25 protein-coding genes are annotated in these 24,421 nt (G+C 60.2%); 9 read left to right on the plus strand and 16 right to left on the minus strand.

The annotated features are described in order from the left end of the window. Nucleotides 1-121: 121 nt before the first annotated feature. Nucleotides 122-589, minus strand: a complete 468-nt coding sequence (locus H8F23_RS19755; protein WP_194935496.1) for a hypothetical protein — start codon at nucleotides 587-589, stop codon at nucleotides 122-124. Between the two features lie 385 nt (nucleotides 590-974). On the opposite strand from H8F23_RS19755, the gene H8F23_RS19760 reads away from it, so the two are divergent. Further along, the gene (locus H8F23_RS19760) at nucleotides 975-3,050 is read left to right on the plus strand and encodes an AsmA family protein (protein WP_093430204.1); all 2,076 of its coding nucleotides are present in this window, start codon (nucleotides 975-977) and stop codon (nucleotides 3,048-3,050) included. A gap of 129 nt (nucleotides 3,051-3,179) precedes the next feature. Here H8F23_RS19760 and H8F23_RS19765 read toward each other — a convergent pair whose 3' ends face one another. Then, a complete protein-coding gene (locus H8F23_RS19765; RefSeq protein WP_093430205.1) occupies nucleotides 3,180-3,713 on the minus strand; it encodes a ferritin-like domain-containing protein in 534 nt (177 codons plus the stop codon). Between the two features lie 98 nt (nucleotides 3,714-3,811). Then, on the minus strand, nucleotides 3,812-4,747 hold the full coding sequence (locus H8F23_RS19770; RefSeq protein ID WP_194935497.1) for a LysR substrate-binding domain-containing protein: 936 nt from the start codon (nucleotides 4,745-4,747) through the stop codon (nucleotides 3,812-3,814). A gap of 122 nt (nucleotides 4,748-4,869) precedes the next feature. On the opposite strand from H8F23_RS19770, the gene H8F23_RS19775 reads away from it, so the two are divergent. The 3 genes from H8F23_RS19775 (at nucleotide 4,870) to H8F23_RS19785 (ending at nucleotide 6,784) form a co-directional block, all read left to right on the plus strand. Then, nucleotides 4,870-5,508 (plus strand): FMN-dependent NADH-azoreductase, encoded by a 639-nt coding sequence (locus H8F23_RS19775; RefSeq protein WP_194935498.1) that lies wholly within the window; start codon nucleotides 4,870-4,872, stop codon nucleotides 5,506-5,508. Further along, a complete protein-coding gene (locus H8F23_RS19780) occupies nucleotides 5,509-5,814 on the plus strand; it encodes a DMT family transporter (RefSeq protein ID WP_134175805.1) in 306 nt (101 codons plus the stop codon). It begins immediately after the preceding gene. 91 nt (nucleotides 5,815-5,905) lie between these two features. Then, complete coding sequence (locus H8F23_RS19785; RefSeq protein ID WP_194935499.1) at nucleotides 5,906-6,784, plus strand: esterase/lipase family protein; 879 nt, start codon at nucleotides 5,906-5,908, stop codon at nucleotides 6,782-6,784. Nucleotides 6,785-6,881: 97 nt separating this feature from the next. Here the strand turns inward: H8F23_RS19785 and H8F23_RS19790 are convergent, their stop codons facing one another. Further along, on the minus strand, nucleotides 6,882-7,769 hold the full coding sequence (locus H8F23_RS19790) for a DMT family transporter (RefSeq protein ID WP_093430210.1): 888 nt from the start codon (nucleotides 7,767-7,769) through the stop codon (nucleotides 6,882-6,884). Nucleotides 7,770-7,865: 96 nt separating this feature from the next. Here H8F23_RS19790 and H8F23_RS19795 point away from each other — a divergent pair, with 96 nt between their 5' ends. From H8F23_RS19795 to H8F23_RS19805, 3 genes are all read left to right on the plus strand, one after another. Beyond that, on the plus strand, nucleotides 7,866-8,660 hold the full coding sequence (locus tag H8F23_RS19795) for an AraC family transcriptional regulator (RefSeq protein ID WP_194935500.1): 795 nt from the start codon (nucleotides 7,866-7,868) through the stop codon (nucleotides 8,658-8,660). Nucleotides 8,661-8,723: 63 nt separating this feature from the next. Then, nucleotides 8,724-9,029: a PsiF family protein gene (locus H8F23_RS19800; RefSeq protein ID WP_007950613.1), complete on the plus strand. Its 306-nt coding sequence runs from the start codon at nucleotides 8,724-8,726 to the stop codon at nucleotides 9,027-9,029. A gap of 434 nt (nucleotides 9,030-9,463) precedes the next feature. Continuing rightward, nucleotides 9,464-10,477, plus strand: a complete 1,014-nt coding sequence (locus H8F23_RS19805; protein WP_194935501.1) for an AI-2E family transporter — start codon at nucleotides 9,464-9,466, stop codon at nucleotides 10,475-10,477. A gap of 134 nt (nucleotides 10,478-10,611) precedes the next feature. Here H8F23_RS19805 and H8F23_RS19810 read toward each other — a convergent pair whose 3' ends face one another. After that, the gene (locus H8F23_RS19810; RefSeq protein WP_194935502.1) at nucleotides 10,612-11,886 is read right to left on the minus strand and encodes an Hsp70 family protein; all 1,275 of its coding nucleotides are present in this window, start codon (nucleotides 11,884-11,886) and stop codon (nucleotides 10,612-10,614) included. A gap of 292 nt (nucleotides 11,887-12,178) precedes the next feature. Between H8F23_RS19810 and H8F23_RS19815 the strand changes: the two genes are divergently transcribed. Next, nucleotides 12,179-13,129 (plus strand): DnaJ C-terminal domain-containing protein, encoded by a 951-nt coding sequence (locus tag H8F23_RS19815; RefSeq protein WP_194935503.1) that lies wholly within the window; start codon nucleotides 12,179-12,181, stop codon nucleotides 13,127-13,129. Between the two features lie 23 nt (nucleotides 13,130-13,152). After that, nucleotides 13,153-13,458, plus strand: a complete 306-nt coding sequence (locus H8F23_RS19820; RefSeq protein ID WP_194935504.1) for a chaperone modulator CbpM — start codon at nucleotides 13,153-13,155, stop codon at nucleotides 13,456-13,458. Between the two features lie 104 nt (nucleotides 13,459-13,562). Here H8F23_RS19820 and ureC read toward each other — a convergent pair whose 3' ends face one another. From ureC to urtA, 11 genes are all read right to left on the minus strand, one after another. Next, nucleotides 13,563-15,263 carry an urease subunit alpha gene (gene ureC, locus H8F23_RS19825; RefSeq protein WP_194935505.1) on the minus strand — a complete coding sequence of 567 codons (1,701 nt, stop codon included), beginning with the start codon at nucleotides 15,261-15,263 and terminating at the stop codon, nucleotides 13,563-13,565. 201 nt (nucleotides 15,264-15,464) lie between these two features. Further along, complete coding sequence (locus H8F23_RS19830) at nucleotides 15,465-15,770, minus strand: urease subunit beta (protein ID WP_194935506.1); 306 nt, start codon at nucleotides 15,768-15,770, stop codon at nucleotides 15,465-15,467. Continuing rightward, on the minus strand, nucleotides 15,770-16,303 hold the full coding sequence (locus H8F23_RS19835; protein WP_093430218.1) for a GNAT family N-acetyltransferase: 534 nt from the start codon (nucleotides 16,301-16,303) through the stop codon (nucleotides 15,770-15,772). The genes H8F23_RS19830 and H8F23_RS19835 overlap by 1 nt, the downstream gene beginning before the upstream one ends. 5 nt (nucleotides 16,304-16,308) lie before the next feature. Next, nucleotides 16,309-16,842 (minus strand): GNAT family N-acetyltransferase, encoded by a 534-nt coding sequence (locus H8F23_RS19840; RefSeq protein WP_194935507.1) that lies wholly within the window; start codon nucleotides 16,840-16,842, stop codon nucleotides 16,309-16,311. A 9-nt stretch (nucleotides 16,843-16,851) separates the two neighbouring features. Continuing rightward, complete coding sequence (gene ureA / locus H8F23_RS19845) at nucleotides 16,852-17,154, minus strand: urease subunit gamma (protein ID WP_007915951.1); 303 nt, start codon at nucleotides 17,152-17,154, stop codon at nucleotides 16,852-16,854. Nucleotides 17,155-17,484: 330 nt separating this feature from the next. Beyond that, nucleotides 17,485-18,324, minus strand: a complete 840-nt coding sequence (locus tag H8F23_RS19850; RefSeq protein ID WP_194935508.1) for an urease accessory protein UreD — start codon at nucleotides 18,322-18,324, stop codon at nucleotides 17,485-17,487. 43 nt (nucleotides 18,325-18,367) lie between these two features. Further along, entirely contained in the window at nucleotides 18,368-19,066 is a 699-nt protein-coding gene (urtE, locus tag H8F23_RS19855) for an urea ABC transporter ATP-binding subunit UrtE (RefSeq protein ID WP_194935509.1), read from the minus strand. A gap of 122 nt (nucleotides 19,067-19,188) precedes the next feature. Then, complete coding sequence (gene urtD / locus H8F23_RS19860) at nucleotides 19,189-20,058, minus strand: urea ABC transporter ATP-binding protein UrtD (RefSeq protein WP_093430222.1); 870 nt, start codon at nucleotides 20,056-20,058, stop codon at nucleotides 19,189-19,191. Then, a complete protein-coding gene (urtC, locus tag H8F23_RS19865) occupies nucleotides 20,055-21,134 on the minus strand; it encodes an urea ABC transporter permease subunit UrtC (RefSeq protein ID WP_110719601.1) in 1,080 nt (359 codons plus the stop codon). The genes urtD and urtC overlap by 4 nt, the downstream gene beginning before the upstream one ends. Further along, nucleotides 21,134-22,636 carry an urea ABC transporter permease subunit UrtB gene (gene urtB, locus H8F23_RS19870; protein WP_194935510.1) on the minus strand — a complete coding sequence of 501 codons (1,503 nt, stop codon included), beginning with the start codon at nucleotides 22,634-22,636 and terminating at the stop codon, nucleotides 21,134-21,136. Before urtB ends, urtC begins: the two co-directional genes overlap by 1 nt. A gap of 220 nt (nucleotides 22,637-22,856) precedes the next feature. After that, on the minus strand, nucleotides 22,857-24,122 hold the full coding sequence (gene urtA / locus H8F23_RS19875) for an urea ABC transporter substrate-binding protein (RefSeq protein WP_095047339.1): 1,266 nt from the start codon (nucleotides 24,120-24,122) through the stop codon (nucleotides 22,857-22,859). Nucleotides 24,123-24,421 lie beyond the last annotated feature (299 nt).

Raw genomic sequence — 24,421 nt, forward strand, 5'->3', positions numbered from 1 at the left:
CACTCTAGCAAATCGGCTTTGTCGGCGTCGAACGAGAGGACATGGGGCAGAAGATTTCACCGGCCAGAAAAGTCAAAAGCCCAATCCGGTGATTGGGCTTTTTTTCGCGGCCGCCATGGGCTTAGCTCAAGGCACTGTTGCGTTCGATCACACGGTCACCACCACCTTCGGCGAGTGCTTGACCCAGTGGGGTTTTATCGAAACCGTCGTCAGCCAGGGTCTGGCCTTGTGGAGTGCGGTCGCCACCGTCAGATGCCAGGGTCTGGCCTTGTGGGGTGCGGTCGCTGCCGTCGGAAGCCAGGGTCTGGCCTTGTGGGGTGCGGTCGCTGCCATCGGAAGCCAGAGTCTGACCTTGTGGGGTCTTGTCGTAGCCGTCCTGAACCAGGCCTTTCTCTTCCAGGCGATCACGGCCGCCTTCAGCCAGGGTCTGACCTTGTGGGGTACGGTCCGAACCATCAGCTGCTACGGTCTGGCTGAATACCGAGTGGCTGGATTTCACTTGCGGGGTAGCCTGGTCGGCAGCGGGCAGGGCGAAAGCAGTGCTGGCTAGCATCGACAGGGTAAGGCTGAGCAGTAATTGGCGTTTCATGATGGGTTGCTCCTTGGGAGGGCGATAAAGTGGGTACGAGGGCAATGCTACTCTCGATAAGTCGATATAAAAGTTCATAAACGCAATGGTAATAATCAACAGAATTGATTGTTCTGCCGGGAGGCTCTAGATCGCGGCTTTCCGGGCGACGGTTTTGCACCGAGGTGGGTATTTCCGACTCACTCGCGCCTCGCAAACGTGCGGGTCGCGGTAACACTGTTCGACTGATCGGTCAGATTTCGCGCGGCTTTTTACGCGGTAATTGGCCTTTCGATTAAACCTGCGGCTGGTTTGCCAGTCGTAGATTTCATGAGGGCTGCTTTGGCCCGCCGTTTCAGCCGTACGCCGCAGTCTTTGCGTGCGGTCGTGATCAGGAGCTTTGTGCATGACGCGCACTGGAAAAATCTTCAGCTGGACCTTCGCCATCCTCGTGCTGCTACTGGCCGTGCTGGTGTTGATCATCGTGTTCTTCGACTGGAACCGGATCAAACCGCCGCTCAACGCCAAAGTCTCGGAAGAACTGCACCGACCGTTTGCTATCAATGGCAACCTCGCGGTGATCTGGCAGCGCGAGCCGGACGAGGGTGGCTGGCGCGCCTGGGTGCCGTGGCCGCACGTGGTCGCAGAGGATTTGAGCCTCGGCAACCCGGACTGGTCGAAAAAGCAGCAGATGGTCACGCTCAAACGCGTGGAGCTGCGTATCTCGCCGCTGGCATTGCTGGCGCAACGCGTGGTGATTCCGCGCATCGACCTGACCGAACCCAATGCCGAGTTGCAGCGTCTGGCCGATGGCCGCGCCAACTGGACGTTCAAGTTCGATCCGAAAGATCCGAACGCTGAACCCTCGAGCTGGGTGGTCGACATCGGCGCCATCGGTTTTGACAAGGGCCATGTCACCCTCGACGATCAAACGCTCAAAACCAATCTTGATGTGCTGATCGATCCGCTGGGCAAACCCATCCCCTACAGCGATATCGTCGGTGACAAAGCAGCGAAGACTGCGCAGGACAAGGGCGGTGCGCCGCAGGATTATGCATTTGCCTTGAAGGTCAAAGGCCAATACCACGGTCAGAACCTCACCGGCCAAGGCAAGATCGGTGGGCTGCTCGCCTTGCAGGATGCGCGCAAGCCATTCCCGCTGCAGGCCCAGGCGAAGATTGGCGACACTCGCATCGAACTGGCCGGCACGCTGACGGATCCGCTCAACCTCGGCGCTCTCGATCTGCGCCTGAAACTGGCCGGCGCCAGCCTCGGCAATCTTTATCCGCTGACTGGCGTGACGCTGCCGGACACCCCTCCGTATTCCACTGACGGTCACTTGATCGCCAAATTGCACGATGAGGCCGGGGCGAAATTCACCTACGAGCAGTTCAACGGCAAGATCGGCAGCAGTGACATCCATGGCGACCTGACCTACGTCGCCAGCCAGCCACGGCCGAAACTCAGCGGCGCGTTGCTCTCCAATCAACTGTTGTTCGCTGACCTCGCACCACTGATCGGCGCTGACTCCAATGACAAGCAGAAGGCGCGCGGCGGCGAAAGCAAACAGCCAGCCGATAAAGTGCTGCCGGTGGAAGAGTTCAAGACTGATCGCTGGCGCGCGATGGATGCCGATGTCGAGTTCACCGGCAAGCGCATCGTCCACAGCGAGAAACTGCCGTTCAACGACCTCTATACCCACTTGAAACTCAACGACGGGGAACTCAGCCTGGAGCCGCTGCGCTTCGGTGTCGCTGGTGGCAATCTCGATGCACAGATCCGCCTCAACGGCCGTACCGAACCGCTTGAGGGCCGCGCGAAATTGACCGCGCGCAAGTTCAAGCTCAAGGAGCTGTTCCCGACCTTTGAACCGATGAAGACCAGTTTCGGTGAACTCAACGGTGACGCCGATATCACTGGTCGCGGCAACTCGGTGGCCAAACTGCTGGGTGGTGCCAACGGCAAATTGAAGATGTTGATCAACGACGGCGCGATCAGCCGTGAGCTGATGGAACTGGCCGGGCTCAACGTCGGCAATTATGTGGTCGGCAAGATCTTTGGCGACAAGGAAGTGAAGATCAACTGCGCAGCGGCGGACTTCGATATCAAAACCGGTCTGGCCACCACGCAGTTGTTTGTCTTCGATACCGAGAACGCGATCATCTATATCGACGGCACGGCGAACATGGCCACCGAGCAGCTGGATCTGACCGTGACACCGGAATCCAAGGGCTGGCGGTTGATTTCCCTGCGCTCGCCGCTGTACGTGCGCGGCAAGTTCATCAAGCCGGATGCCGGCGTGAAGGCCGTGCCGCTGATGTTGCGCGGGGCGGGGATGGTTGCGCTGGGTGTGATCGCCGCGCCGGCGGCGGGGCTGTTGGCGCTGGTGGCACCGAGTGGCGGTGAGCCGAATCAGTGTGCGCCGTTGCTGGAACAGATGAAGGCGGGCAAGGCGCCGGTCACCGTTAAGCCCACTAAATAAGAGCCAGATCAAAAGATCACAGCCTTCGGCAGCTCCTACCTTGGAATGCATTTCCATGTAGGAGCTGCCGAAGGCTGCGATCTTTTTGTTTCTGTTGCGGCCCCTTCGCGAGCAGGCGGTTTTGAAGGGTTACAGGTCGTTCAGGATGTCAGCCATGTCATCGGCATGTTCTTCTTCCTGCGCCAGGATATCTTCGAAGATACGCCGCGTAGTCGGGTCTTTCTCGCCGATGTACTGGATGATTTCGCGATAGCTGTCGATGGCGATCCGCTCGGCAACGAGGTCTTCGTAGACCATCTCTTTGAGGGTGTTGCCGGCCACGTATTGCGCGTGGGACATCTTCGACAGCATGTCGGGGTTGAACTCGGGCTCGCCACCCAATTGCACAATGCGCTCGGCCAGACGGTCAGCGTGCTGGGCTTCCTGGGTGGCGTGTTCGAGAAACTCTTCGGCGGCCACATGGGCTTTCACACCATTGGCCATGAAGTAGTGGCGCTTGTAGCGCAACACGCAGACCAGTTCAGTGGCCAGCGATTCATTGAGCAAGCGCAGCACCTCTTCACGGTCGGCGCTATAGCCCTCGGTGACGGCGCCGTTCTCGACGTGTTGGCGCGCACGTTCGCGCAAGGTTTGAACATCTGACAGATGCAGGTCGTCGCTCATTTCGATCTCCTGGAGGCTAATCCGATTGTCGCCACGTTCTGCGGACGCGGTCGCTACCTAAGCTGTGAGTCGTGAGCGTTGCAAAAAGTTTTATCGGTTTACGCAACCCCTGTAGGAGCTGCCGAAGGCCGCGATCTTGGTGCCAGCCCGGACAAAACTGCCTCCTCACGCAACCAGGCAAAAAACGCCCGCACCGGCGGATGCCGCTCGCGCCCTGGCACGCACAACGCGCTGTACCCGGCGCCATCGACCTGAACCTGGCCCATGAACGGCACCAGCAAACCACTGGCGACACTCTCCGACACCAGAATATTGCTCGCCAGCACCAGCCCTTGCCCGGCGATCGCCGCTTGCAGGGCGTAATGCTCTTCATCGTATTCACGGATGGCCGGTGGCTGGTTCAACCAGTTTGCGCCGGCCTTGGCGCACCAAGCTTCCCAGCCATGGGCATACAGCTTGGAATTGTGCCAGCGCACGCTGATCAACGTGGGTGTACGCCGCGCCGCCAGCGCCACTTGCTCGGGTGAGCCGTACACGCCGAACGACTCATCGAACAGGCACAGGCCATACAGGTTCGGGTAATCGTCGAGGCTGTAGCGCAGGACCAGATCGACACTGGCGTCCTGATGCAGATCGATGACTTCGCAGTGCGTATCGAGGCGCACGTTGATGTTCGGATGCTGTGCGTAAAAGCGCCCGAGACGCGGCACCAGCCACAGCGCAGCAAACGCGGCGGTGGTCGACAGCGTCAGCGTGCTGCCGCTGCGTTGCGGGCGCAGGGTGTCGACGCTTTGCGCCACCTCCAGCAATGCGCCGTGCAGGCTGCGAAACAGGCGTTCGCCGCCCTCGGTCAGGCGCACCTGGCGTGGCAGACGTTCAAACAACGCGACACCGAGCCAGTCTTCCAGCGAACGGATCTGGTGGGAAATCGCGGTCGGCGTGACCGACAGCTCTTCGGCGGCAGCCTTGAAGCTCAGCAATCGTGATGCCGATTCAAAGGCGCGCAGGGCGGTCAGCGGTAGCGAGGCGAACATTGGAAAACTCCATGGATGAAATCAATTCATCCCGAATGATTTTTGCTCATTTGAGAAGAAGCAATGGCGAGCCGCAAGCTGCAAGCCACAAGCAGTTTGATTCTAGTCCGGAGGATTTACAGATGAGCAGGATTCTTGCGATTCATGCCAGCCCGCGTGGCGACCGTTCGCACTCGCGGCGGTTGGCGGAAGCTTTTCTCAGCGCCTGGCAGGTGCGTCATCCACAGGCGCAGGTGACTCGACGTGAGGTCGGTCGAGCGCTGATTCCCGCCGTCAATGAAGCCTTTGTCGCCGCCGCGTTTTATCCACAGCCTGAAGCGCGTCCATTGTCGATGCAGGCCGATCTGGCGCTGAGCGATCAACTGGTCGGCGAGTTGTTCGACCACGACCTGCTGCTGATTTCCACGCCGATGTACAACTTCAGCGTACCCAGCGGCCTTAAGGCCTGGGTCGATCAGATCGTGCGGCTGGGCCTGACCTTTGATCACACGCTGGACAATGGCGTCGCCCAGTACACCCCACTGTTGCAGGGCAAGAAGGCGCTGATCGTCACCAGTCGCGGTGGTTTCGGCTTCGGTCCGGGTGGTGAACTGGAAGCCTTGAACCACGCCGATCCATGGTTGCGCACGGCGCTGGGGTTCATCGGCATCAACGACGTCAGCGTGGTCGCGGCCGAAGGCGAAGAGTCCGCCGAACGTACCTTCGCAGTGTCGGTGGCCGAGGCCGAGCAGCGTTTGTTCGACCTGGCCAGGGAGTTCTAGATGGCCTGGTTGTTCCTGCTGATCGCCGCCGGGTTTGAAGTGACCTTCGCCATGGGCATGAAGTACGCCGAGGGCTTTACCCGGCTCTGGCCTTCTGTGATTACGGTGATTGCAGCGGTTGGCGGGATCTACTTCCTGACACTGGCGATGCGCGAGTTGCCGGTGAGCATCGCCTACCCGATCTGGACCGCGATCGGCTCACTGGGCACGGTGTTCCTCGGTTTCGCCTTGCTCGGCGAGAGCCTGACGCTGGTCAAACTGCTGTCAGTCGGGCTGATTGTGGCGGGGGTGGTGGGCCTGAAGTAGGCTGGTGGTTGAGTTGTCATCATCAGGGAGGATGCTTGGCGGGCGTTTTGCACACCTTGCATCCACTCACCGACCACAAGGATGTTTGCCCATGTCGACGCGTTATCCACTGGTGCTGGTGCCCGGCATGCTCGGGTTTATCCGGCTGGTGCTCTATCCGTACTGGTACGGCATCATCAAAGCATTGCGCCGCAGTGGTGCGACGGTGATCGCGGTGCAGGTGTCGCCGCTCAACTCTACAGAGGTGCGCGGCGAGCAATTGCTGGCGCAGATTGATGAGATCTTGCGCGAGACCGGGGCACAAAAGGTCAACCTGTTCGGCCACAGTCAGGGCTCGCTGACGGCGCGCTATGCGGCGGCGAAACGGCCGGATCTGGTGGCTTCAGTGACGTCGGTCGCCGGGCCGAATCATGGTTCGGAACTGGCCGACTATCTGCAGAAACACTACCCGGCGGACAGCGCCAAGGGCCGTCTGCTTGAAGCATTGCTGCGTTTTGTCGGCTGGCTGATGGCGCTGTTGGAAACCGGTTACCACGGGCCGAAACTGCCGGTGGATATTCACGCCTCGCACCAATCGCTGACGACTGAGGGTGTGGCGCTGTTCAATCAGCGTTATCCACAGGGGTTGCCTGAAACCTGGGGTGGGCACGGGCCGGAGGAGGTTAACGGCGTGCGTTATTACTCTTGGTCAGGGACGTTGCAGCCGGGCAAGACTGATCGTGGCGGTAATCTGTTCGACGGGACCAATCGCAGCTGTCGCTTGTTTGCGAAAACCTTCGTGCGTGAGCCGGGGCAGTGCGACGGGATGGTCGGGCGGTACAGCTCGCATCTGGGCACGGTGATTGGCGATGACTATCCGCTGGATCACTTCGACATCGTCAATCAGTCACTGGGGCTGGTTGGCAAGGGCGCGGATCCGGTGCGGCTGTTTGTCGAGCATGCGGCGCGGCTTGAGTCTGCCGGGGTTTAACTTGTAAGACCGAGCTATTGTTCATCGCGAGCAGGCTCACTCCTACAGGGGAACGCATTCCAAATGTAGGAGTGAGCCTGCTCGCGATGGGGCCAGGTCAGGCAACGCTGATCCGGCGGCCCAACACGGTGGTCCAGCGCTCGGAAAGAATCACCCCGCCCAACGTCAACAACCCGCCCACCAGGTGATACATCGCCAACTGCTCCTTCAACACCACCGCCGCAATCAGCGCGGTAATCAACGGCAGCAAGTTAAAGAACAGCGTCGTGCGACTCGGCCCCAACCGCTGAACCGCCTGCATCCACGCCAGCGGCGCAAGCATCGACGCCAGCAGGCACGCATACAGCACCAGCGGAATGTTCTGCAGGGTCAAACCGGTTTTTGGCGAGGCAGCATACAAAGGAAACAACACGACAATTGCCACCAGCACCTGCAAATACAGCAACACCAGCGGTGGCAGGCGCAGCTGCCATTTTTTCAGCAAAGTGCTGTAGATCGCGTAGGCCAGGGTGGCGATCAGCATCATCGCATCACCCATGTTCACGCCGTGTTGCAGCAACGCGCCGAGGCTGCCGGACGAGACCACGACCAATACGCCGGCAAACGACAGAACCGCACCGACCAGCGCACCGGCGGTCAGGCGTTGGCCGAGGCTGATGATCGCCATGGCCAGCGACATCAACGGCATCAGCGACAGGATGATGCCCATGTTGGTGGCGGTGGTCAGGGTTGCGGCGAAGTAGGCGAGGCTCTGATACACGGCCATGCCGAGTACGCCGAGGATGAAAATCCTGCCCAGGTTCGGACGGATCTGCGGCCAGTGCGCGATCACCGCTTTGAGCATGAACGGGGTGAACAGCAAGCCGGCCAGGAGCCAGCGGTAGAAACCGATCTCGGCGGGGAAAATCGCCCCGACCGCGAGTTTGTTGATCACGGTATTGCCGGCCCAGATAAAAATCGCCAGCAGTGGAAACGCGTATTGCATGAGTTGAAACCAGTACGTTGATGAAGCGCAATTATCCCTTGTCTGGATGCAGGCCTATACTTCGAACCGGACAACCTGCCTCTGAAACCGGACAGCATGAACAGCAAGCACATCGATCTGCTGGATTTCAGCGAACTGCCGTCAGCGGTGTACTTCCGCTACGCCGATTTCAACGCCCACGAATTTGCCGCGCCGCATCGGCATCCGTGGGGCACGCTGGAGTACGCCGCTCATGGCGTGTTGCACATGGACGTCGACGGCAGCCGTTTCATGTCGCCGCCGCAGTACGCGGTGTGGGTGCCGCCGCAGGTTGAGCACAGTTTCTACAGCCATCAACCGGTCAACTATCGCGCGGTGTGCCTCGATCCCGAGGTTTGCGCCGAACTGCCCAAGCGCGCCTGTACCCTGGCGATCAGCGACATTCTCAAGGCGATTCTCAAAGACTTCGCCGCCCGCGACGTGAAGATTCCTGAACTCGATGCCGATCAGCGTCTGGCTCAGGTTCTCGTCGATCAACTGCAACAGGCGCCAGTGCACGAATGCTATCTGCCGTACGCGAGCAGTCCGGGGTTGCTGGCGATTCTCGAAACCTTGCAGGCCGAGCCGGGCAACAATCAGCCGCTGGCGCATTGGGCGCTTCAGGTGCACGTCAGCGAACGCACGCTGGCCCGGCAATTCGTTCGGGAGCTGGGGATGAGTTTCGGCGAGTGGCGTCAGCGTCTGCGTTATCTCGCGGCAATCGAGGCGCTGGAAACTTCGCGCAGCGTGCAGGAAATCGCCTTCGATCTCGGCTACAGCAGTGGCTCGGCATTTATCGCTATGTTCGCGCGGCAGGCCGGGTGTACGCCGGAGCAGTATCGCCGTAGCCATCTGGAAGGCAGGAAGGTGTAACAAGATTTGGCTACACTCCAGCAGAGGCCGTTCCCATCGGTGCGGCGACAAGGAGAAAACTCCATGAAGATGTTGCGTGTGCCTTTGTTGATGATTGGTTTGCTCCTGTGTTCCCAGGGTTTCGCCGCCACGGCGCAACAGAACAAGATGACCACCTGCAATGCCGATGCGACCGCCAAGAGTCTGAAAGGCGATGAGCGCAAAACCTTCATGAGCACTTGCCTCAAGGCAGCGCCAGCAGCCAACGACGCCAAGGCCCTGACCCCGCAGCAGGAGAAAATGAAAACCTGCAACGCCGACGCGAAAACCAAAGCCCTGACCGGCGATGCGCGCAAGACGTTCATGAGTGATTGCCTGAAGAAAAAATAACCCGGTTCTGTGGAGTGCGCCCTCACCCTAACCCTCTCCCAGAGGGAGAGGGGACTGACCGCGGTGTTTCAAGACATTCGTCGACCTGAAAAAACCGGGCGATTATGGATTCCATGGCGCTGTCTCAGGTCACTGGATATCCAGAGCATCCCCCAATCGGTTCCCTCTCCCTGAGGGAGGGGGAACTGACCGCAGTGTTACAAGACATTCGTCGACCTGAAAAAACCGGGCGATTATGGATTCCATGGCGTTGTCTCAGGTCACTGGATATCCAGAGCATCCCCCAATCGGTTCCCTCTCCCACTGGGAGAGGGCTAGGGTGAGGGCTGGATCTGAAGCCAGGCACCAAAAGCTGAAGCTCCGCATATTTCTAGTGCTCACCCCGGAACGCTGGCAGACTGCCAATCCTTTTACGCCGTTCGTTTTGAGGCTGTATGCCAACGTTTTCTGAGCGTCATGTAGTGTTCTGGGTCAGTTGCATCATCATTTTCGGCGGTTTGCTGCTGGTGTTGCCGCTGCGCTTGTTGCCCAGTCTGTTGGCCGGTTTGTTGGTCTATGAACTGGTCAACATGCTCACCCCGCAACTGCAACGGCTGATCGAAGGCCGTCGCGCGCGTTGGCTGGCGGTGGCGTTGCTGGGCACGCTGGTGGTGAGTGTGCTGGCGTTGCTTTTTGCTGGCGCCATCAGCTTCTTACTGCACGAAGCGGAAAATCCCGGCGCTTCCCTCGACAAATTCATGGGCGTGGTTGATCGCGCGCGCGGGCAATTGCCGCCGTTCATCGACGCCTATCTACCGGCCAGCGCCGGAGAATTTCGCGTCGCGATCGGCGAATGGCTGAGCAAGCATCTCTCCGAGTTGCAACTGGTCGGCAAAGACGCCGCGCACATGTTCGTGACGCTGCTGATCGGCATGGTGCTTGGCGCGATCATCGCCCTGCAGCGCGTGCCCGACGTCACCAAACGCAAACCGTTGGCCGCCGCGTTGTTCGACCGTTTGCACCTGCTGGTGCAGGCATTTCGCAATATCGTCTTTGCGCAGATCAAGATTGCCTTGCTCAACACCTTCTTCACCGGGATCTTCCTCGCGGTGATCCTGCCGATGTTCGGTGTGAAGCTGCCGCTGACCAAAACCCTGATCGTGCTGACCTTCCTGCTCGGCCTGCTGCCGGTAATCGGCAACCTGATATCCAACACGCTGATCACTATCGTCGGCCTGTCGCTGTCAATCTGGGTGGCGGTGGCGGCGTTGGGTTATCTGATTGTTATCCACAAGCTCGAATACTTCCTGAATGCGCGCATTGTCGGCGGGCAGATCAGTGCCAAATCGTGGGAGTTGCTGCTCGCGATGCTGGTGTTCGAGGCCGCATTCGGCCTGCCGGGGGTGGTGGCGGGGCCGATTTATTACGCGTACCTGAAGAGTGAGTTGAAGCTGGGCGGGATGGTTTGATCCAAGCCTTGTAGCGACTGAACGGACCCCTTCGCGAGCAAGCTCGCTCCCACGCTGGATTGCATTTCAACTGAAGGAATGCGGTCAAATGTGGGAGTGAGCTTGCTCGCGAATGGCGCTACGCCGATTTCAAGTCAGGCCATGGCACCATAGCGTTTCATCGCTTCAATCGCCAAACCGCTACCAATGCTGCCAAAGATATTCCCTTCAACATGCCGCGCATTCGGCAGCATCGCCGAGACGCTGTTGCGCAGCGCCGGAATCCCGCTCGAACCGCCGGTGAAGAACACGGTATCGACCTGATCCACTGCCACACCGGCATCGTTCAACAACTGGGTAACACTGCCGCGTACCCGCTCCAGCAACGCATCGATCGCTGATTCGAACAGTGCGCGCGTCAGTTCCACACTCAGCCCGGCTTCGATCCGGTCCAGCGGCACATGGCGGCTGTCGGTGTGGGTCAGCTGGATCTTGGTTTCTTCGACTTCCATCGCCAGCCAGTGGCCGGCGCGCTGTTCGATCAGCTTGAACAGGCGATCGATGCCGCCAGTGTCTTCGATGTCGTAGCGCATGCTGCCCAGCGCCAGGCTGGATTTCTGCGAGTACACCGAGTTGATGGTGTGCCAGGTCGCCAGGTTCATGTGGTGGCTGGTCGGCATATAGGCGCCGCTCTTCATGCGGCTGCCGTAGCCGAATAGCGGCATCAGGCCTTGCAGGCTCAACTGTTTGTCGAAGTCAGTCCCGCCAATGTGCACGCCGCCGGTGGCGAGGATGTCATCGTGGCGGTTATCAAGTCCACGACGCTCGGGCGACAGGCGCACCAGCGAGAAGTCGGAGGTACCACCGCCGATGTCGACGATCAGCACCAGCTCTTCTTTCTCGATGGTCGACTCGTAGTCGAAAGCGGCAGCGATTGGCTCGTACTGGAACGAGACCTCTTTGAAGCCGATCTTGCGCGCCACTTCGACCAGGGTGTCTTCGGCTTCCTGGTCAGCCAGCGGATCGTCATCGACGAAGAACACCGGACGCCCGAGCACCACCTGCTCGAATTCCCGACCGGCGGCGGTTTCGGCGCGGCTCTTCAACTGGCCGATGAACAGGCCGAGCAAGTCCTTGAACGGCATCGCCGTGCCGAGGACGCTGGTGTCGTGCTTGATCAGCTTGGAACCGAGCAGGCTTTTCAGCGAGCGCATCAGCCGGCCTTCGTAGCCTTCCAGGTACTCGTGCAGCGCCAGACGACCGTACACCGGGCGGCGTTCCTCGATGTTGAAGAAGACCACCGACGGCAGGGTGATCTTGTCGTCTTCCAGCGCGATCATCGTTTCCATGCCGGGGCGCAGCCAGCCGACGGTGGAGTTGGACGTGCCGAAGTCGATGCCGCAGGCACGGGCTGGAGAGGCGTCTTTCATGTCTTTCGGTTCCGGTCAAAAAAACGGCCGCGCAGTGTATGTCAGTGCGCGCCAGATTCGAAGGCCGGTCATCTGCTATTTCACGACTAAACTGCCTTGAAACCTCAAGCTTTGCCCCAAACTTGCTGGCATGGGCCGGCAGAACCACCGGCGGTCGCAAGAACCGCCGTCCACTGCCGATAAACTTCTGCTGCGCCACCCGGTCACAACTTTGAGATCGGTCAACCTGGCACGCGCGAATCGGCGCATGCTGGTATCGGCGCGAAATCGATAACGGACGGTGACTCCTTCGATGGACTTCAAAGACTATTACAAGATACTCGGCGTGGAGCCGACAGCAGACGACAAGGCAATCAAGGCTGCCTATCGCAAGCTGGCGCGCAAATACCACCCCGATGTCAGCAAGGAAAAAGACGCCGAGGCCAAATTCAAAGACGCCTCGGAAGCTTATGAAGCGCTGAAAAGCGCCGACAAGCGCGCTGAATACGACGAGCTGCGCCGTTATGGTCAGCACGGTCAGCCGTTCCAGGGACCACCGGGCTGGCAGAGCCGTGGCGGCTTTGGCGGCGGCGGTGGCGACACCGGTGACTTCTCGGACTTCTTCAGTTCGATCTTCGGCAATCGCGGCCCCGGTTTCGGTGGCGGCGAAGGTCGACAACAACGCAGTGCTGGGCGCCGAGGGCAAGACGTGGAAATGGAACTGCCGATCTTCCTTGAGGAGACGCTCGCTAACGAATCGAAGAAAGTCACCTTCCAGGTGCCGCAATACAACGCCAACGGCCAGCACGTCAGCAACACCAGCAAAAGCCTGAACGTGAAGATCCCGGCGGGCGTGACCGACGGCGAGCGCATCCGCCTCAAAGGCCAGGGCGCACCGGGCATCGGTGGCGGGGCGAATGGCGATCTGTACCTGACCATTCGTTTTGCGCCACACCCGAAATTCGATGTTGAAGGCGAAAACCTCATCATCACCTTGCCGCTGGCCCCGTGGGAGCTGGCGCTGGGAGCGGAGGTGGCGGTGCCGACCCTGACCGGCAAGATCAACCTCAAGGTCCCTGCCGGCAGCCAGAACGGCCAGCGCATGCGCGCCAAAGGTCATGGCTTGAAAAACAAGGCCGGCGAGCGCGGTTACCTGTTCGTCCAGCTCAAAGCCGTGATGCCGAAAGCCGCCGACGACGAGGTCAAGGCGCTGTGGCAGGAACTGGCGAAGAAAGCCGCGTTCAATCCGCGAGAGAACTTCTGAACCCGACGACGGAGTAGCCCATCATGAGCAGCCCCCTGATCGTTCAACTGGACCTGGCAGAATTCTGTGAGGCGGCCGATCTGTCGGACGTCTACGTGATCGAAATCGTCGAGCACGGCATCCTCGAACCTCAGGGCGCGCAGCCCCGGGAATGGCGCTTCACCGATTACGAACTGAGTCTGGCCAAACGCGCCGCCAAGTTGCGGCGCGAGCTGGAGCTGGAGTGGGAAGGTGTTGCGCTGGCGTTGGATCTGCTGGAAGAGGTGCGGGCATTGCGTGCCGAGAATCGTATGTTGCGTCAGCGGTTGGGGCGGCTGGTGGTGGAGTAGTCAGTCTGATGTTTGCCGGTTCGCTGATCGGGCCTGCTCGCGAAGAACGGTGACGCGGTATAACAGACAGACAAGCAAAAGGCCCCGAAGGGCCTTTTTTGTGATCAGAACAAAAAGTACCGCTGCGCCATCGGCAACGTTTCCGCCGGTTCACACCAGAGCAACACCCCGTCAGCCTTGACCTGATAGGTCTGCGGATCGACATCGATATTCGGCAGATAGTCGTTGTGGATCAGGTCGGTTTTCTGCACATCACGGCAGCCTTTGACCACGCCGATTTTCTTCTTCAAGCCCAATGCTTCAGGCAGCCCGGCTTCCTGCGCCGCCTGACTGATAAAGGTCAGGCTGGTGGCGTGCAACGAACCACCGTAGCTGGCGAACATCGGACGGTAGTGCACCGGTTGCGGCGTTGGGATCGAGGCGTTGGCATCGCCCATCAGGCTCGCGGCAATCGCGCCGCCCTTGAGGATCAGCGTCGGTTTTACGCCAAAAAATGCCGGGCGCCAGAGCACCAGATCGGCCCACTTGCCGACTTCGATCGAGCCGACTTCATGGCTGATGCCATGGGTGATCGCCGGGTTGATCGTGTACTTGGCGATGTAGCGTTTGGCGCGGAAGTTGTCGTTGCCTTCGCCATCCTGCGGCAGCGGGCCGCGCTGCTTTTTCATCTTGTCAGCGGTCTGCCAGGTGCGCGTGATGACTTCGCCGACGCGGCCCATGGCCTGGCTGTCGGAGCTGATCATCGAGAACGCGCCAAGGTCGTGAAGGATGTCTTCGGCGGCAATCGTTTCGCGGCGGATGCGGCTTTCGGCGAACGCAACGTCTTCGGCGATACTCGGGTCGAGGTGATGGCAGACCATCAGCATGTCGAGGTGTTCGTCGATGGTGTTGCGGGTGAACGGCCGGGTCGGATTGGTCGAGCTCGGCAATACGTTGGGGAAGCCGCAGGCCTTGATGATGTCCGGCGCGTGACCGCCACCGGCACCTTCGGTGTGATAGGTGTGAATGGTGCGACCCTTGAACGCGCCGAGGGTGGTTTCGACGAAACCGGACTCGTTGAGGGTGTCGGTGTGGATCGCCACCTGCACGTCGAACTGATCGGCGACACTCAGGCAGTTGTCGATGCTCGCCGGTGTGGTGCCCCAGTCTTCGTGCAACTTGAGGCCGATGGCGCCGGCCTTGACCTGCTCGATCAACGGTTCCGGCAGGCTGGCGTTGCCCTTGCCGGTGAGGCCGATGTTCATCGGGAACGCGTCAGCGGCCTGAAGCATGCGCGCCAGGTGCCACGGGCCGGAGGTGCAAGTGGTGGCGTTGGTGCCAGTGGCTGGGCCGGTGCCGCCGCCGATCATGGTGGTGACGCCACTCATCAGCGCTTCTTCGATCTGCTGCGGGCAGATGAAATGGATGTGTGTGTCGATGCCACCAGCGGTGAGGATCATGCCTTCGCCGGCGATCACTTCGGTGCCGGCGCCAATGGCGATGGTCACGTTGGGCTGCACGTCGGGGTTGCCGGCCTTGCCGATCGCGGCGATACGCCCGTCCTTGAGGCCGACGTCGGCTTTGACGATGCCCCAGTGGTCTATGATCAGCGCGTTGGTGATCAGCGTGTCGACCACTTCGGCAGCCAGCAACTGGCTTTGGCCCTGGCCGTCGCGGATGACTTTGCCGCCACCGAATTTCACTTCTTCGCCGTAGGTGGTGAAGTCTTGTTCGACTTCGATCCACAGCTCGGTGTCGGCCAGGCGCACCTTGTCGCCGACGGTGGGACCGAACATGTCGGCGTAGGCTTGACGGGAAATCTTCATGCTGCGTCCTTCAAGAAAATAGTGGTGAGCCATTGACCCTCACCCTAGCCCTCTCCCAGAGGGAGAGGGGACTGATCGCGGGTTTCTTTCGACAGACATCGACCTGAAATATCGAGTCGAACTCAGGATCGGAAAAGCCCCCATTCGGCTCCCTCTCCCTCGGGAGAGGGCTGGGGTGAGGGGCAGCGGTGCACGCAGATGTCAGAGATCACCCATGACCCGTCCGGCAAACCCGAACACCCGCCGCTTCCCGGCATAATCCACAAGCTCAACCTCACGACTCTGCCCCGGTTCGAAGCGCACCGCGGTGCCCGCCGGAATGTTCAGGCGCATGCCACGGCTGGCGGCGCGATCGAAGGTCAGCGCGTCGTTGGTTTCAAAAAAGTGATAGTGCGAACCGACCTGAATTGGCCGGTCGCCGCTGTTGGCGACTTTCAGGCTGATAGTGCGGCGGCCGACGTTGAGTTCGATGTCACCGGGCTGGATCTGGTACTCACCAGGAATCATCACTGGGCTCCTTGCAGAATCTTGTAATAGAGGGCGGTCGGCCGATAGGTGCCGTTCGGATCGCAGGCGTAATCAGGGATTTCGCCTGCGCGGCTGTAGCCCAACGCCTTGTAGAAATCTTCGGCGGGCGAGCCGGCCTCGGTGTCGAGGTAAAGCATGCCGCGCTTGTGTTTCGGTGCTTCGAGTTCCAGCGCACTCATCAGTTGCTGGCCGAGGCCGCGACGCCGGGCGTGTTCGCGCACCAGCAGTTTTTGCACCTCGGCACGATTGAGGCCGTTGGCCTTCTGGCACAGGCCCAGTTGCACACTGGCCAGTACCTGCTCGTCCTTGACCACCACCCAGAGCAGCACACTGCCTTTGTTGACGTTGTCCTGCACCTCATCGAAATACGCGCGCGCTTGTGCCGCATCGAGGTCGGCCATGAAGCCGACGCTGGCGCCATAACCCACGGCATCGAGCAGCAGATCAATCAGGCCCTGACGGTAATGCGCAAAACTTTCAGCATTGACGCGGCGCAGTTGGGCGGCGTTCATCGGTGTCACTCCTTGTTGGCGTCAGGCGGCTCCGCGCCAGGGTTGAGGGTCAGTTGCATGAAGGTCAGGTCGAGCCAGCGGCCGAATTTGGTGCCGACTTGCGGCATCTGCCCGGTAATGTTGAAACCGGCGCGCTCATGCAGACGAATCGAGGCAGCGTTGCCGCTTTCAATGGCGGCGACCATGACGTGTTTGCCGCAGGTTCTGGCGCGCTCGATCAGCGCTGCCATCAATTGCGGGCCGAGGCCATTGCCGCGCTGGTCGCTGCGCACATAAACCGAGTGCTCGACGGTATGGCGAAAGCCGTCGAACGGTCGCCAGTCACCGAAGGAAGCGTAGCCGAGCACGCTGTTGTCGCCGTCGACGATCACCAGAATCGGATAAGCCTGGGCCTGACGCGCGCTGAACCACGCCTGGCGGTTGCCGAGATCGACGGCTTGTTCATTCCAGATCGCCGTGGTGTTGAGCACGGCGTCGTTGTAGATGTCGCGGATCGCCGGCAGGTCGGCGTGCAGCGCATCGCGAATGGTGTAAGTCATGGCGCGGCCTCAGACGATCGGCTGGTGGACGGTGACCAGTTTGGTGCCGTCGGGAAACGTCGCTTCAACCTGGATCTCCGGGATCATTTCCGGGATGCCTTCCATCACTTGTTCGCGGCTGAGCAGGGTGGTGCCGAAGTGCATCAACTCGGCCACGGTCTGGCCGTCACGCGCGCCTTCGAGCAGCGCGGCGGAGATGTAGGCCATGGCTTCCGGGTAATTAAGTTTCACGCCGCGGGCCAGACGCCGCTCGGCGACGAGGCCGGCGGTGAAGATCAGCAGCTTGTCTTTTTCGCGTGGGGTCAGGTCCATTGTGGGGTTCCATCAGGGCAGATTTGTGAGGTTCTTGCGGGCGCGGGGTGCCCGTTGGAGCAACCCCTCACCCTAGCCCTCTCCCGAGGGAGAGGGGACTGATCTCGGTTGTTTTCAATGGCCGGTTCAGTCAGCAGCATTCGTTCAGGCAGTTAAATTCATTTCAAGCGACTCGGTCAGACTCTCTCTTTCGAGGGAGAGGGGACTGATCTCGGTTGTTTGCAATGGCCGGTTCAGTCAGCAGTATTCGTTCAGGCAGTAAATTCATTTCAAACGACTCGGTCAGGCGCCCTCTCCCTCCGGGAGAGGGCGGGGGGTGAGGGTCGCTTTTCAGGTGCTCCATATTCTGGGGGATACCGCGTCGCGACCCAGCAGGGCGGGTCTGAGCAAACGCCATAAATCGATGAGCCAGGCGCGAGCGAGCAACGCTTCACTGGCCAGACAACGGGCCACCAACAACCCCGGCAATTGGGTCAAATCCCCACGCACTTCGTGGCCCAACGAGCGGCAGCGCTCAAGCAATTCAGCCTCAATCTCACCGGTGACCAACAACGTCGCAAACACCGGATTGCCATCCAGCCCGATCGGCGAATCAAGCAAACCATCACCGCCGACAATGCGTTGGCGCTCGTGCCAGAGCAATCGACCATCACGGCGAATATCCAGATGGGCCTGAAAATGCCCACGGTCAAAACGCTCGCCACTGGCCGGGCGACCCAGCGCCACCACGTCCCAGTAGAACAGCCGTGCATCACCCTCAAGATCAATCGAAGTTGTCAGCTCAGCCTGCGCGGCGCTGTAGACGATGGTTTCCTGCGGCAGCCATTCCAGCGTCCCGCCGGCTGCCACTTTCAAATCCAGTTTTTGATACGCCGGCCCAGCCGCGCGATACCACTTCGCCGCGCCGGGGCTGGTGATCTGCGCCCAGGCGTCCTGTTCGACGCGGGCGCTGATGTCCAGTCGATCACCGCCGGCAATCCCACCCGGCGGATGGACGATGATGTGCTGGCAGACCTCGGGGCCTTCGGCGTACAAGTGTTTTTGCACGCGTAGCGGGCCGAGGTGCCGGCGCATGACCGGACGCGTGCAGTCGCCGAAACGCGCGTAGGCGAGTTCCAGCTCGGCGTGCCAGCTCGGGGTAAACAGGGCAGGTGAAACAGTCGAATTCATGGTTTGTAATTATCGTTAGGAAGCTACAGATTAGTTCGTTGTACTAGATCGTTACCAGCCCGCGTACACCTTCGGCCTCCATATTTTCACCGCGACCTTGCTGGACGATCTCGCCCCGGGACATCACCAGGTACTGATCGGCCAGTTCTGCGGCGAAATCGTAGAACTGCTCCACCAGCAAAATCGCCATGTCACCGCGCGCCGCAAGTTTCTTGATGACCGCGCCGATCTCCTTGATCACCGAGGGTTGAATGCCTTCGGTGGGTTCATCAAGGATCAGTAAACGCGGACGACTGGCCAATGCGCGGCCAATCGCCAATTGCTGTTGCTGACCGCCAGAGAGGTCACCGCCGCGACGCTGCTTCATTTGTAGCAGCACCGGGAACAATTCGTAGATGAAACCTGGGACTTCTTTGGCTTCACTGCCGGGAAACCGCGACAAACCCATCAACAGGTTTTCTTCCACGGTCAGCCGTCCGAAGATTTCCCGGCCTTGCGGCACATAAGCGATGCCGGCGTGGACACGCTGGTGCGGCTTGAACGCGGTGATCGGTTTGCCTTCCCAGTTCACCGCACCTTCCTTGGCCGGCAGCAGGCCCATCAGGCATTTGAGCAGGGTGGTTTTACCGACGCCGTTACGGCCAAGCAGGCAGGTGACTTCGCCGACCTTCACGTCGAACGAGAGACCGCGCAGGATGTGGCTACCGCCGTAGTACTGGTGCAGCTTGTCGACTCGCAACATTTCCAAAATCTCCTCAAATCCCCCTGTAGGAGCTGCCGAAGGCTGCGATCTTTTGATCTTTTTTTTGACGAGCAAGATTAAAAGATCGCAGCCTTCGGCAGCTCCTACACAGGGCAAAATCTTCAGCGGCCGAGGTAGACCTCGATCACGCGCTCGTTTTCCTGTACCTGTTCCAGCGAGCCTTCGGCCAGCACGCTGCCCTGATGCAGCACGGTGACGTGGTCGGCAATCGAGCCGACAAAACCCATGTCATGTTCCACCACCATCAGCGAATGCTTGCCCGCCAGCGACTTGAACAGTTCAGCGGTGAACTCGGTTTCTGCATCGGTCATGCCCGCCACCGGCTCATCGAGCAGCAGCAGTTGCGGATCCTGCATCAGCAACATGCCGATCTCGAGAAACTGCTTCTGACCATGAGAAAGCAACCCGGCCGGGCGATTGACCGAGGTGGTCAGGCGAATCGTCTCCAGCACTTCGCTGATGCGATCCTTTTGCTCACCACTCAACCGCGCACGCAAACTGGCCCACACCGACTTGTCGGTTTTCTGCGCCAGCTCAAGGTTTTCAAACACGCTCAAAGCCTCGAACACCGTAGGCTTCTGGAACTTGCGACCGATGCCAGCCTGAGCGATCTGCACTTCGCTCATTTGCGTCAGGTCCAGCGTTTCGCCGAACCACGCCTTGCCGTGACTCGGGCGAGTCTTGCCGGTGATCACGTCCATCAGCGTGGTCTTGCCCGCGCCGTTGGGGCCGATGATGCAGCGCAACTCACCGACGCCGATGTACAAGTTGAGATTGTTCAGTGCGCGAAAGCCATCGAAGCTGACGCTGATGTCTTCCAGGGTGAGGATCGTGCCGTGACGGGTATCCAGACCCGGGCCGACGCGCTGGCCAAGGCCGATCGAGTCGCGACTGGTGCCCTCGTCCTTGTTCGGTTCGACGGGAAAGAAGGCCGGTTCCAACATGAATTCAGCGCTCGCCGTGACTCTCATTGTTCACCTCGTTTCTTCAGCAGGCCGATCACGCCTTTGGGCAAGTACAGCGTCACGACGATGAACAACGCGCCGAGGAAGAACAGCCAGTATTCTGGGAACGCCACGGTGAACCAGCTCTTCATGCCGTTGACCACACCGGCGCCGAGCAGCGGGCCGATCAGCGTGCCACGACCGCCGAGAGCGACCCACACGGCCGCTTCGATGGAGTTGGTCGGCGACATTTCGCTCGGGTTGATGATGCCCACTTGCGGCACGTACAACGCCCCGGCCAGGCCACACAACACCGCACTCAACACCCACACGAACAGCTTGAAACCGCGCGGGTCGTAGCCGCAGAACATCAAGCGGTTTTCCGCATCGCGCAGCGCCGTCAGCACGCGGCCGAACTTGCTCTGCGCCAGACGCCAGCCGATGAACAGGCTCGCCACCAGCAACAACACCGTGGCCAGAAACAACACCGCACGGGTGCCCGGTTCGGTGATGCCGAAACCGAGAATCGTGCGGAAATTGGTGAAGCCGTTGTTGCCACCAAACCCGGTCTCATTGCGGAAAAACAGGAGCATGCCAGCGAAGGTCAGGGCCTGGGTCATGATCGAGAAATACACGCCCTTGATCCGCGAGCGGAAGGCGAAAAATCCGAACACCAGCGCCAGCAACCCCGGCGCCAACACCACCAGACACATCGCCCAGAGGAAGCTGCTGGTACCGGTCCAGTACCACGGCAATTCGCTCCACGACAGGAAGGTCATGAACGCCGGCAGACCATCGCCAGCGGCCTGACGCATCAGGTACATGCCCATCGCATAACCGCCAAGGGCGAAGAACAGACCGTGGCCCAGCGACAGCAACCCGGCGTAACCCCAAACCAGATCCAGCGCTAACGCGACGATGGCGTAGCAGAGGATTTTGCCGACCAGCGTCAGGGTGTACGCCGAGACCGACAGGGCATTTTCCGCCGGCAACAATGACAGCAGCGGCAGGGCGATTAGCAGCGCGAGGATCACCGCGCCGACCGCAATGGTGACTTTTGGGCCGGCCTTTTGTGTGGCCGTGACTAACAGAGGCTGGTTCATCAGTCGATCACCCGTCCTTTCAGTGCGAAGAGACCTTGCGGACGTTTCTGGATAAACAGAATGATCAGCGCGAGGATCAGGATCTTGCCAAGCACCGCACCGATCTGCGGTTCAAGAATCTTGTTGGCGATACCGAGGCCGAAGGCCGCCAGCACGCTACCGGCCAATTGGCCGACGCCGCCGAGCACCACCACCAGGAACGAGTCGATGATGTAGCTCTGGCCGAGATCCGGGCCGACGTTGCCGATCTGGCTCAGCGCCACGCCGCCGAGGCCGGCGATGCCTGAACCGAGGCCAAAGGCGAGCATGTCCACGCGCCCGGTCGGCACGCCGCAGCAGGCGGCCATATTGCGGTTTTGAGTGACGGCGCGAACGTTGAGACCAAGGCGGGTTTTGTTCAGCAGCAGCCAGGTCAGTACGACGACGAACAGTGCGAAGGCGATGATGACGATGCGGTTATACGGCAGCACCAGATTCGGCAGCACTTGAATGCCACCGGACAGCCACGCCGGGTTGGCGACTTCAACGTTCTGCGCGCCGAACAACAAACGCACAAGTTGAATCAGCATCAGGCTGATGCCCCAGGTGGCGAGCAGGGTTTCCAGTGGCCGGCCGTAGAGGTGGCGAATTACCGTGCGCTCCAGGGCCATGCCGATTGCCGCCGTGACAAAAAACGCCACCGGCAGGGCGATCAGCGGGTAGAACTCGATGGCTTGCGGTGCGTAGCGCTGGAACATCAACTGCACCACGTACGTCGAGTAGGCGCCGAGCATCAGCATTTCGCCGTGGGCCATGTTGATCACGCCGAGCAGGCCGAACGTGATCGCCAGACCGAGCGCGGCCAACAGCAGGATCGAGCCGAGCGACATGCCGCTGAAGGCCTGGCCGAGGATCTCGCCGATCAGCAGTTTGCGTTTGACTTGCGCGAGGCTGGTTTCCGCGGCGGTGCGCACGCCGGCATCGCTTTCGACGCCGGGTTCGAGCAAACCTTCAAGGCGTGTTCGCGCCAGTGGGTCGCCGGTTTCGCCGAGCAGGCGTACAGCGGCGAGGCGCACCGCCGGGTCGCTGTCGACCAGTTGCAGATTGGCCAGCGCCAGGCTCAGAGCGGCATGGACGCTTTCGTCTTTTTCGCCAGCCAGTTGCTGGTCGAGGAATTTCAGCTGCGCGGGTTTCGCGCTTTTCTGCAATTGCTGCGCGGCAGCCAGACGGATTTTGGCGTCGGCGGCGAGCAACTGGTGGCTGGCCATGGCGGTGTCGATCAGACCTCGCAGGCGATTGTTCAGGCGCAGGGTTTTTGGCTGGCCATCGATGGTCAGTTCGCCTTGTTGCAGGGCGTTGATCAGTTCGATACGGGCCGGATCGGGCTGCGCGGCCCAGGTTTCCAACAGTTTGGCTTGTTGCACGGGATTGGCCGCGACGAAGTCTTCGGCGTCGCCAGCGTGGGCCAGCATTGGCAACAAGAGTGCGATGGCACAGATAAAGCGGTAGAGAGCAGTGGGCATTGGTGGTGTCCTGTTCAACCGCCCCTCACCCTAACCCTCTCCCGGAGGGAGAGGGGACTGACCGAGGTGTCTGGACGATATTTTGCGACCTGCGAATTCGAGTCGAACTCAAGCTTTGAAAAGCATGAAGATCGGCTCCCTTTCCCCCTCTACCCCTTGGGGGAGAGGGTTGGGGTGAGGGGGAAAAGATCTCCGCCTCACCACAAAACCCAAGTCAGACTCAGTTGCTCTTCACCGCATAATCCGGCTTCTTGTCGTTGCCCTGAATGAACGGGCTCCACGGTTGCGCGCGGATCGGCCCTTCGGTCTGCCACACGACGTTGAACTGACCGTCGCTCTGGATCTCGCCGATCATCACCGGTTTGTGCAGGTGGTGGTTGGTCTTGTCCATGGTCAGCGTGTAGCCGGACGGCGCGGCGAAGGTCTGGCCGGCGAGGGCTTCGCGGACTTTGTCGACGTCAGTGGATTTGGCTTTCTCGACCGCCTGCGCCCACATGTGGATGCCGACGTAAGTGGCTTCCATCGGGTCGTTGGTCACGGCTTTGTCGGCACCCGGCAGGTTGTGTTTCTTCGCGTAAGCCTTCCAGTCATCGACGAACTTCTTGTTCACCGGATTCTCGACGGACTCGAAGTAGTTCCAGGCCGCGAGGTTGCCCACCAGTGGTTTGGTGTCGATGCCGCGCAGTTCTTCTTCGCCGACCGAGAACGCTACAACCGGCACGTCGGTGGCTTTCAGACCCTGGTTGGCCAGCTCTTTATAGAACGGCACGTTGGAGTCGCCGTTGACCGTCGAGATGACCGCAGTCTTGCCACCGGCGGAGAATTTTTTGATGTTGGCGACGATGGTTTGATAGTCGCTGTGACCGAACGGCGTGTAGACCTCTTCGATGTCCTTGTCGGCGACGCCTTTGGAGTGCAGGAACGAACGCAGGATCTTGTTGGTGGTGCGCGGGTAGACGTAGTCGGTGCCGAGCAGGAAGTAGCGCTTGGCGCTGCCGCCTTCTTCGCTCATCAAGTATTCAACCGCCGGGATCGCTTGCTGGTTCGGTGCAGCGCCGGTGTAGAAGACGTTTGGCGACATTTCTTCGCCTTCGTATTGCACCGGGTAGAACAGCAGGCCGTTGAGCTCTTCGAACACCGGCAACACCGATTTACGCGACACCGAAGTCCAGCAGCCGAACACCACGGCGACCTTGTCCTGGGTCAGCAACTGCCGGCCCTTTTCGGCGAACAGCGGCCAGTTGGATGCAGGGTCAACCACTACAGGCTCAAGCATCTTGCCGTTCACACCGCCCTTGGCGTTGATCTCGTCGATGGTCATCAGCGCCATGTCTTTGAGCGACGTTTCGGAGATCGCCATGGTGCCGGACAACGAATGCAGAATCCCGACCTTGATGGTCTCGGCGGCCTGGACAGTCCAGGTCATGCCCATCGCGGCAATGGATGCCGTGAGTGTGAAAGCCTTGATCAAACTGCGACGCTTCATTGTGCGATCTCCATGAACGTTTGAAGTTTTTTTGGTTGGCAGATGCGGACGACTGAAGGTGTGTTTTGCAAGGGCTGTGCCCGGTCGGGATTGGGCAGGAAAATGTCGTGTCAGAGCGGTTGCACGCGGAGCCGGCGCACCATCAGGGGACGCTCGTGGCGCGTCGGTGCAAACGGCTGCGCCAGATTGGGGCGTCGCGGTTGGCAAAGGTATGGATACAAAAACGATAAACATGTACCGCTGGTGACTGGCCTCGCCGGCACACACTCATTCGCTCATCCCGATTTCTAAGCAGGTTT

Source organism: Pseudomonas neuropathica, from assembly GCF_015461835.1.
Lineage (GTDB): Bacteria > Pseudomonadota > Gammaproteobacteria > Pseudomonadales > Pseudomonadaceae > Aquipseudomonas > Aquipseudomonas neuropathica.

Coding starts and splice junctions, on each gene's coding strand:
- H8F23_RS19755 (WP_194935496.1), bottom strand. CDS start 589: ATGAAACGCCAATTACTGCTCAGCCTTACCCTGTCGATGCTAGCCAGC.
- H8F23_RS19760 (WP_093430204.1), top strand. CDS start 975: ATGACGCGCACTGGAAAAATCTTCAGCTGGACCTTCGCCATCCTCGTG.
- H8F23_RS19765 (WP_093430205.1), bottom strand. CDS start 3,713: ATGAGCGACGACCTGCATCTGTCAGATGTTCAAACCTTGCGCGAACGT.
- H8F23_RS19770 (WP_194935497.1), bottom strand. CDS start 4,747: ATGTTCGCCTCGCTACCGCTGACCGCCCTGCGCGCCTTTGAATCGGCA.
- H8F23_RS19775 (WP_194935498.1), top strand. CDS start 4,870: ATGAGCAGGATTCTTGCGATTCATGCCAGCCCGCGTGGCGACCGTTCG.
- H8F23_RS19780 (WP_134175805.1), top strand. CDS start 5,509: ATGGCCTGGTTGTTCCTGCTGATCGCCGCCGGGTTTGAAGTGACCTTC.
- H8F23_RS19785 (WP_194935499.1), top strand. CDS start 5,906: ATGTCGACGCGTTATCCACTGGTGCTGGTGCCCGGCATGCTCGGGTTT.
- H8F23_RS19790 (WP_093430210.1), bottom strand. CDS start 7,769: ATGCAATACGCGTTTCCACTGCTGGCGATTTTTATCTGGGCCGGCAAT.
- H8F23_RS19795 (WP_194935500.1), top strand. CDS start 7,866: ATGAACAGCAAGCACATCGATCTGCTGGATTTCAGCGAACTGCCGTCA.
- H8F23_RS19800 (WP_007950613.1), top strand. CDS start 8,724: ATGAAGATGTTGCGTGTGCCTTTGTTGATGATTGGTTTGCTCCTGTGT.
- H8F23_RS19805 (WP_194935501.1), top strand. CDS start 9,464: ATGCCAACGTTTTCTGAGCGTCATGTAGTGTTCTGGGTCAGTTGCATC.
- H8F23_RS19810 (WP_194935502.1), bottom strand. CDS start 11,886: ATGAAAGACGCCTCTCCAGCCCGTGCCTGCGGCATCGACTTCGGCACG.
- H8F23_RS19815 (WP_194935503.1), top strand. CDS start 12,179: ATGGACTTCAAAGACTATTACAAGATACTCGGCGTGGAGCCGACAGCA.
- H8F23_RS19820 (WP_194935504.1), top strand. CDS start 13,153: ATGAGCAGCCCCCTGATCGTTCAACTGGACCTGGCAGAATTCTGTGAG.
- ureC (WP_194935505.1), bottom strand. CDS start 15,263: ATGAAGATTTCCCGTCAAGCCTACGCCGACATGTTCGGTCCCACCGTC.
- H8F23_RS19830 (WP_194935506.1), bottom strand. CDS start 15,770: ATGATTCCTGGTGAGTACCAGATCCAGCCCGGTGACATCGAACTCAAC.
- H8F23_RS19835 (WP_093430218.1), bottom strand. CDS start 16,303: ATGAACGCCGCCCAACTGCGCCGCGTCAATGCTGAAAGTTTTGCGCAT.
- H8F23_RS19840 (WP_194935507.1), bottom strand. CDS start 16,842: ATGACTTACACCATTCGCGATGCGCTGCACGCCGACCTGCCGGCGATC.
- ureA (WP_007915951.1), bottom strand. CDS start 17,154: ATGGACCTGACCCCACGCGAAAAAGACAAGCTGCTGATCTTCACCGCC.
- H8F23_RS19850 (WP_194935508.1), bottom strand. CDS start 18,324: ATGAATTCGACTGTTTCACCTGCCCTGTTTACCCCGAGCTGGCACGCC.
- urtE (WP_194935509.1), bottom strand. CDS start 19,066: ATGTTGCGAGTCGACAAGCTGCACCAGTACTACGGCGGTAGCCACATC.
- urtD (WP_093430222.1), bottom strand. CDS start 20,058: ATGAGAGTCACGGCGAGCGCTGAATTCATGTTGGAACCGGCCTTCTTT.
- urtC (WP_110719601.1), bottom strand. CDS start 21,134: ATGAACCAGCCTCTGTTAGTCACGGCCACACAAAAGGCCGGCCCAAAA.
- urtB (WP_194935510.1), bottom strand. CDS start 22,636: ATGCCCACTGCTCTCTACCGCTTTATCTGTGCCATCGCACTCTTGTTG.
- urtA (WP_095047339.1), bottom strand. CDS start 24,122: ATGAAGCGTCGCAGTTTGATCAAGGCTTTCACACTCACGGCATCCATT.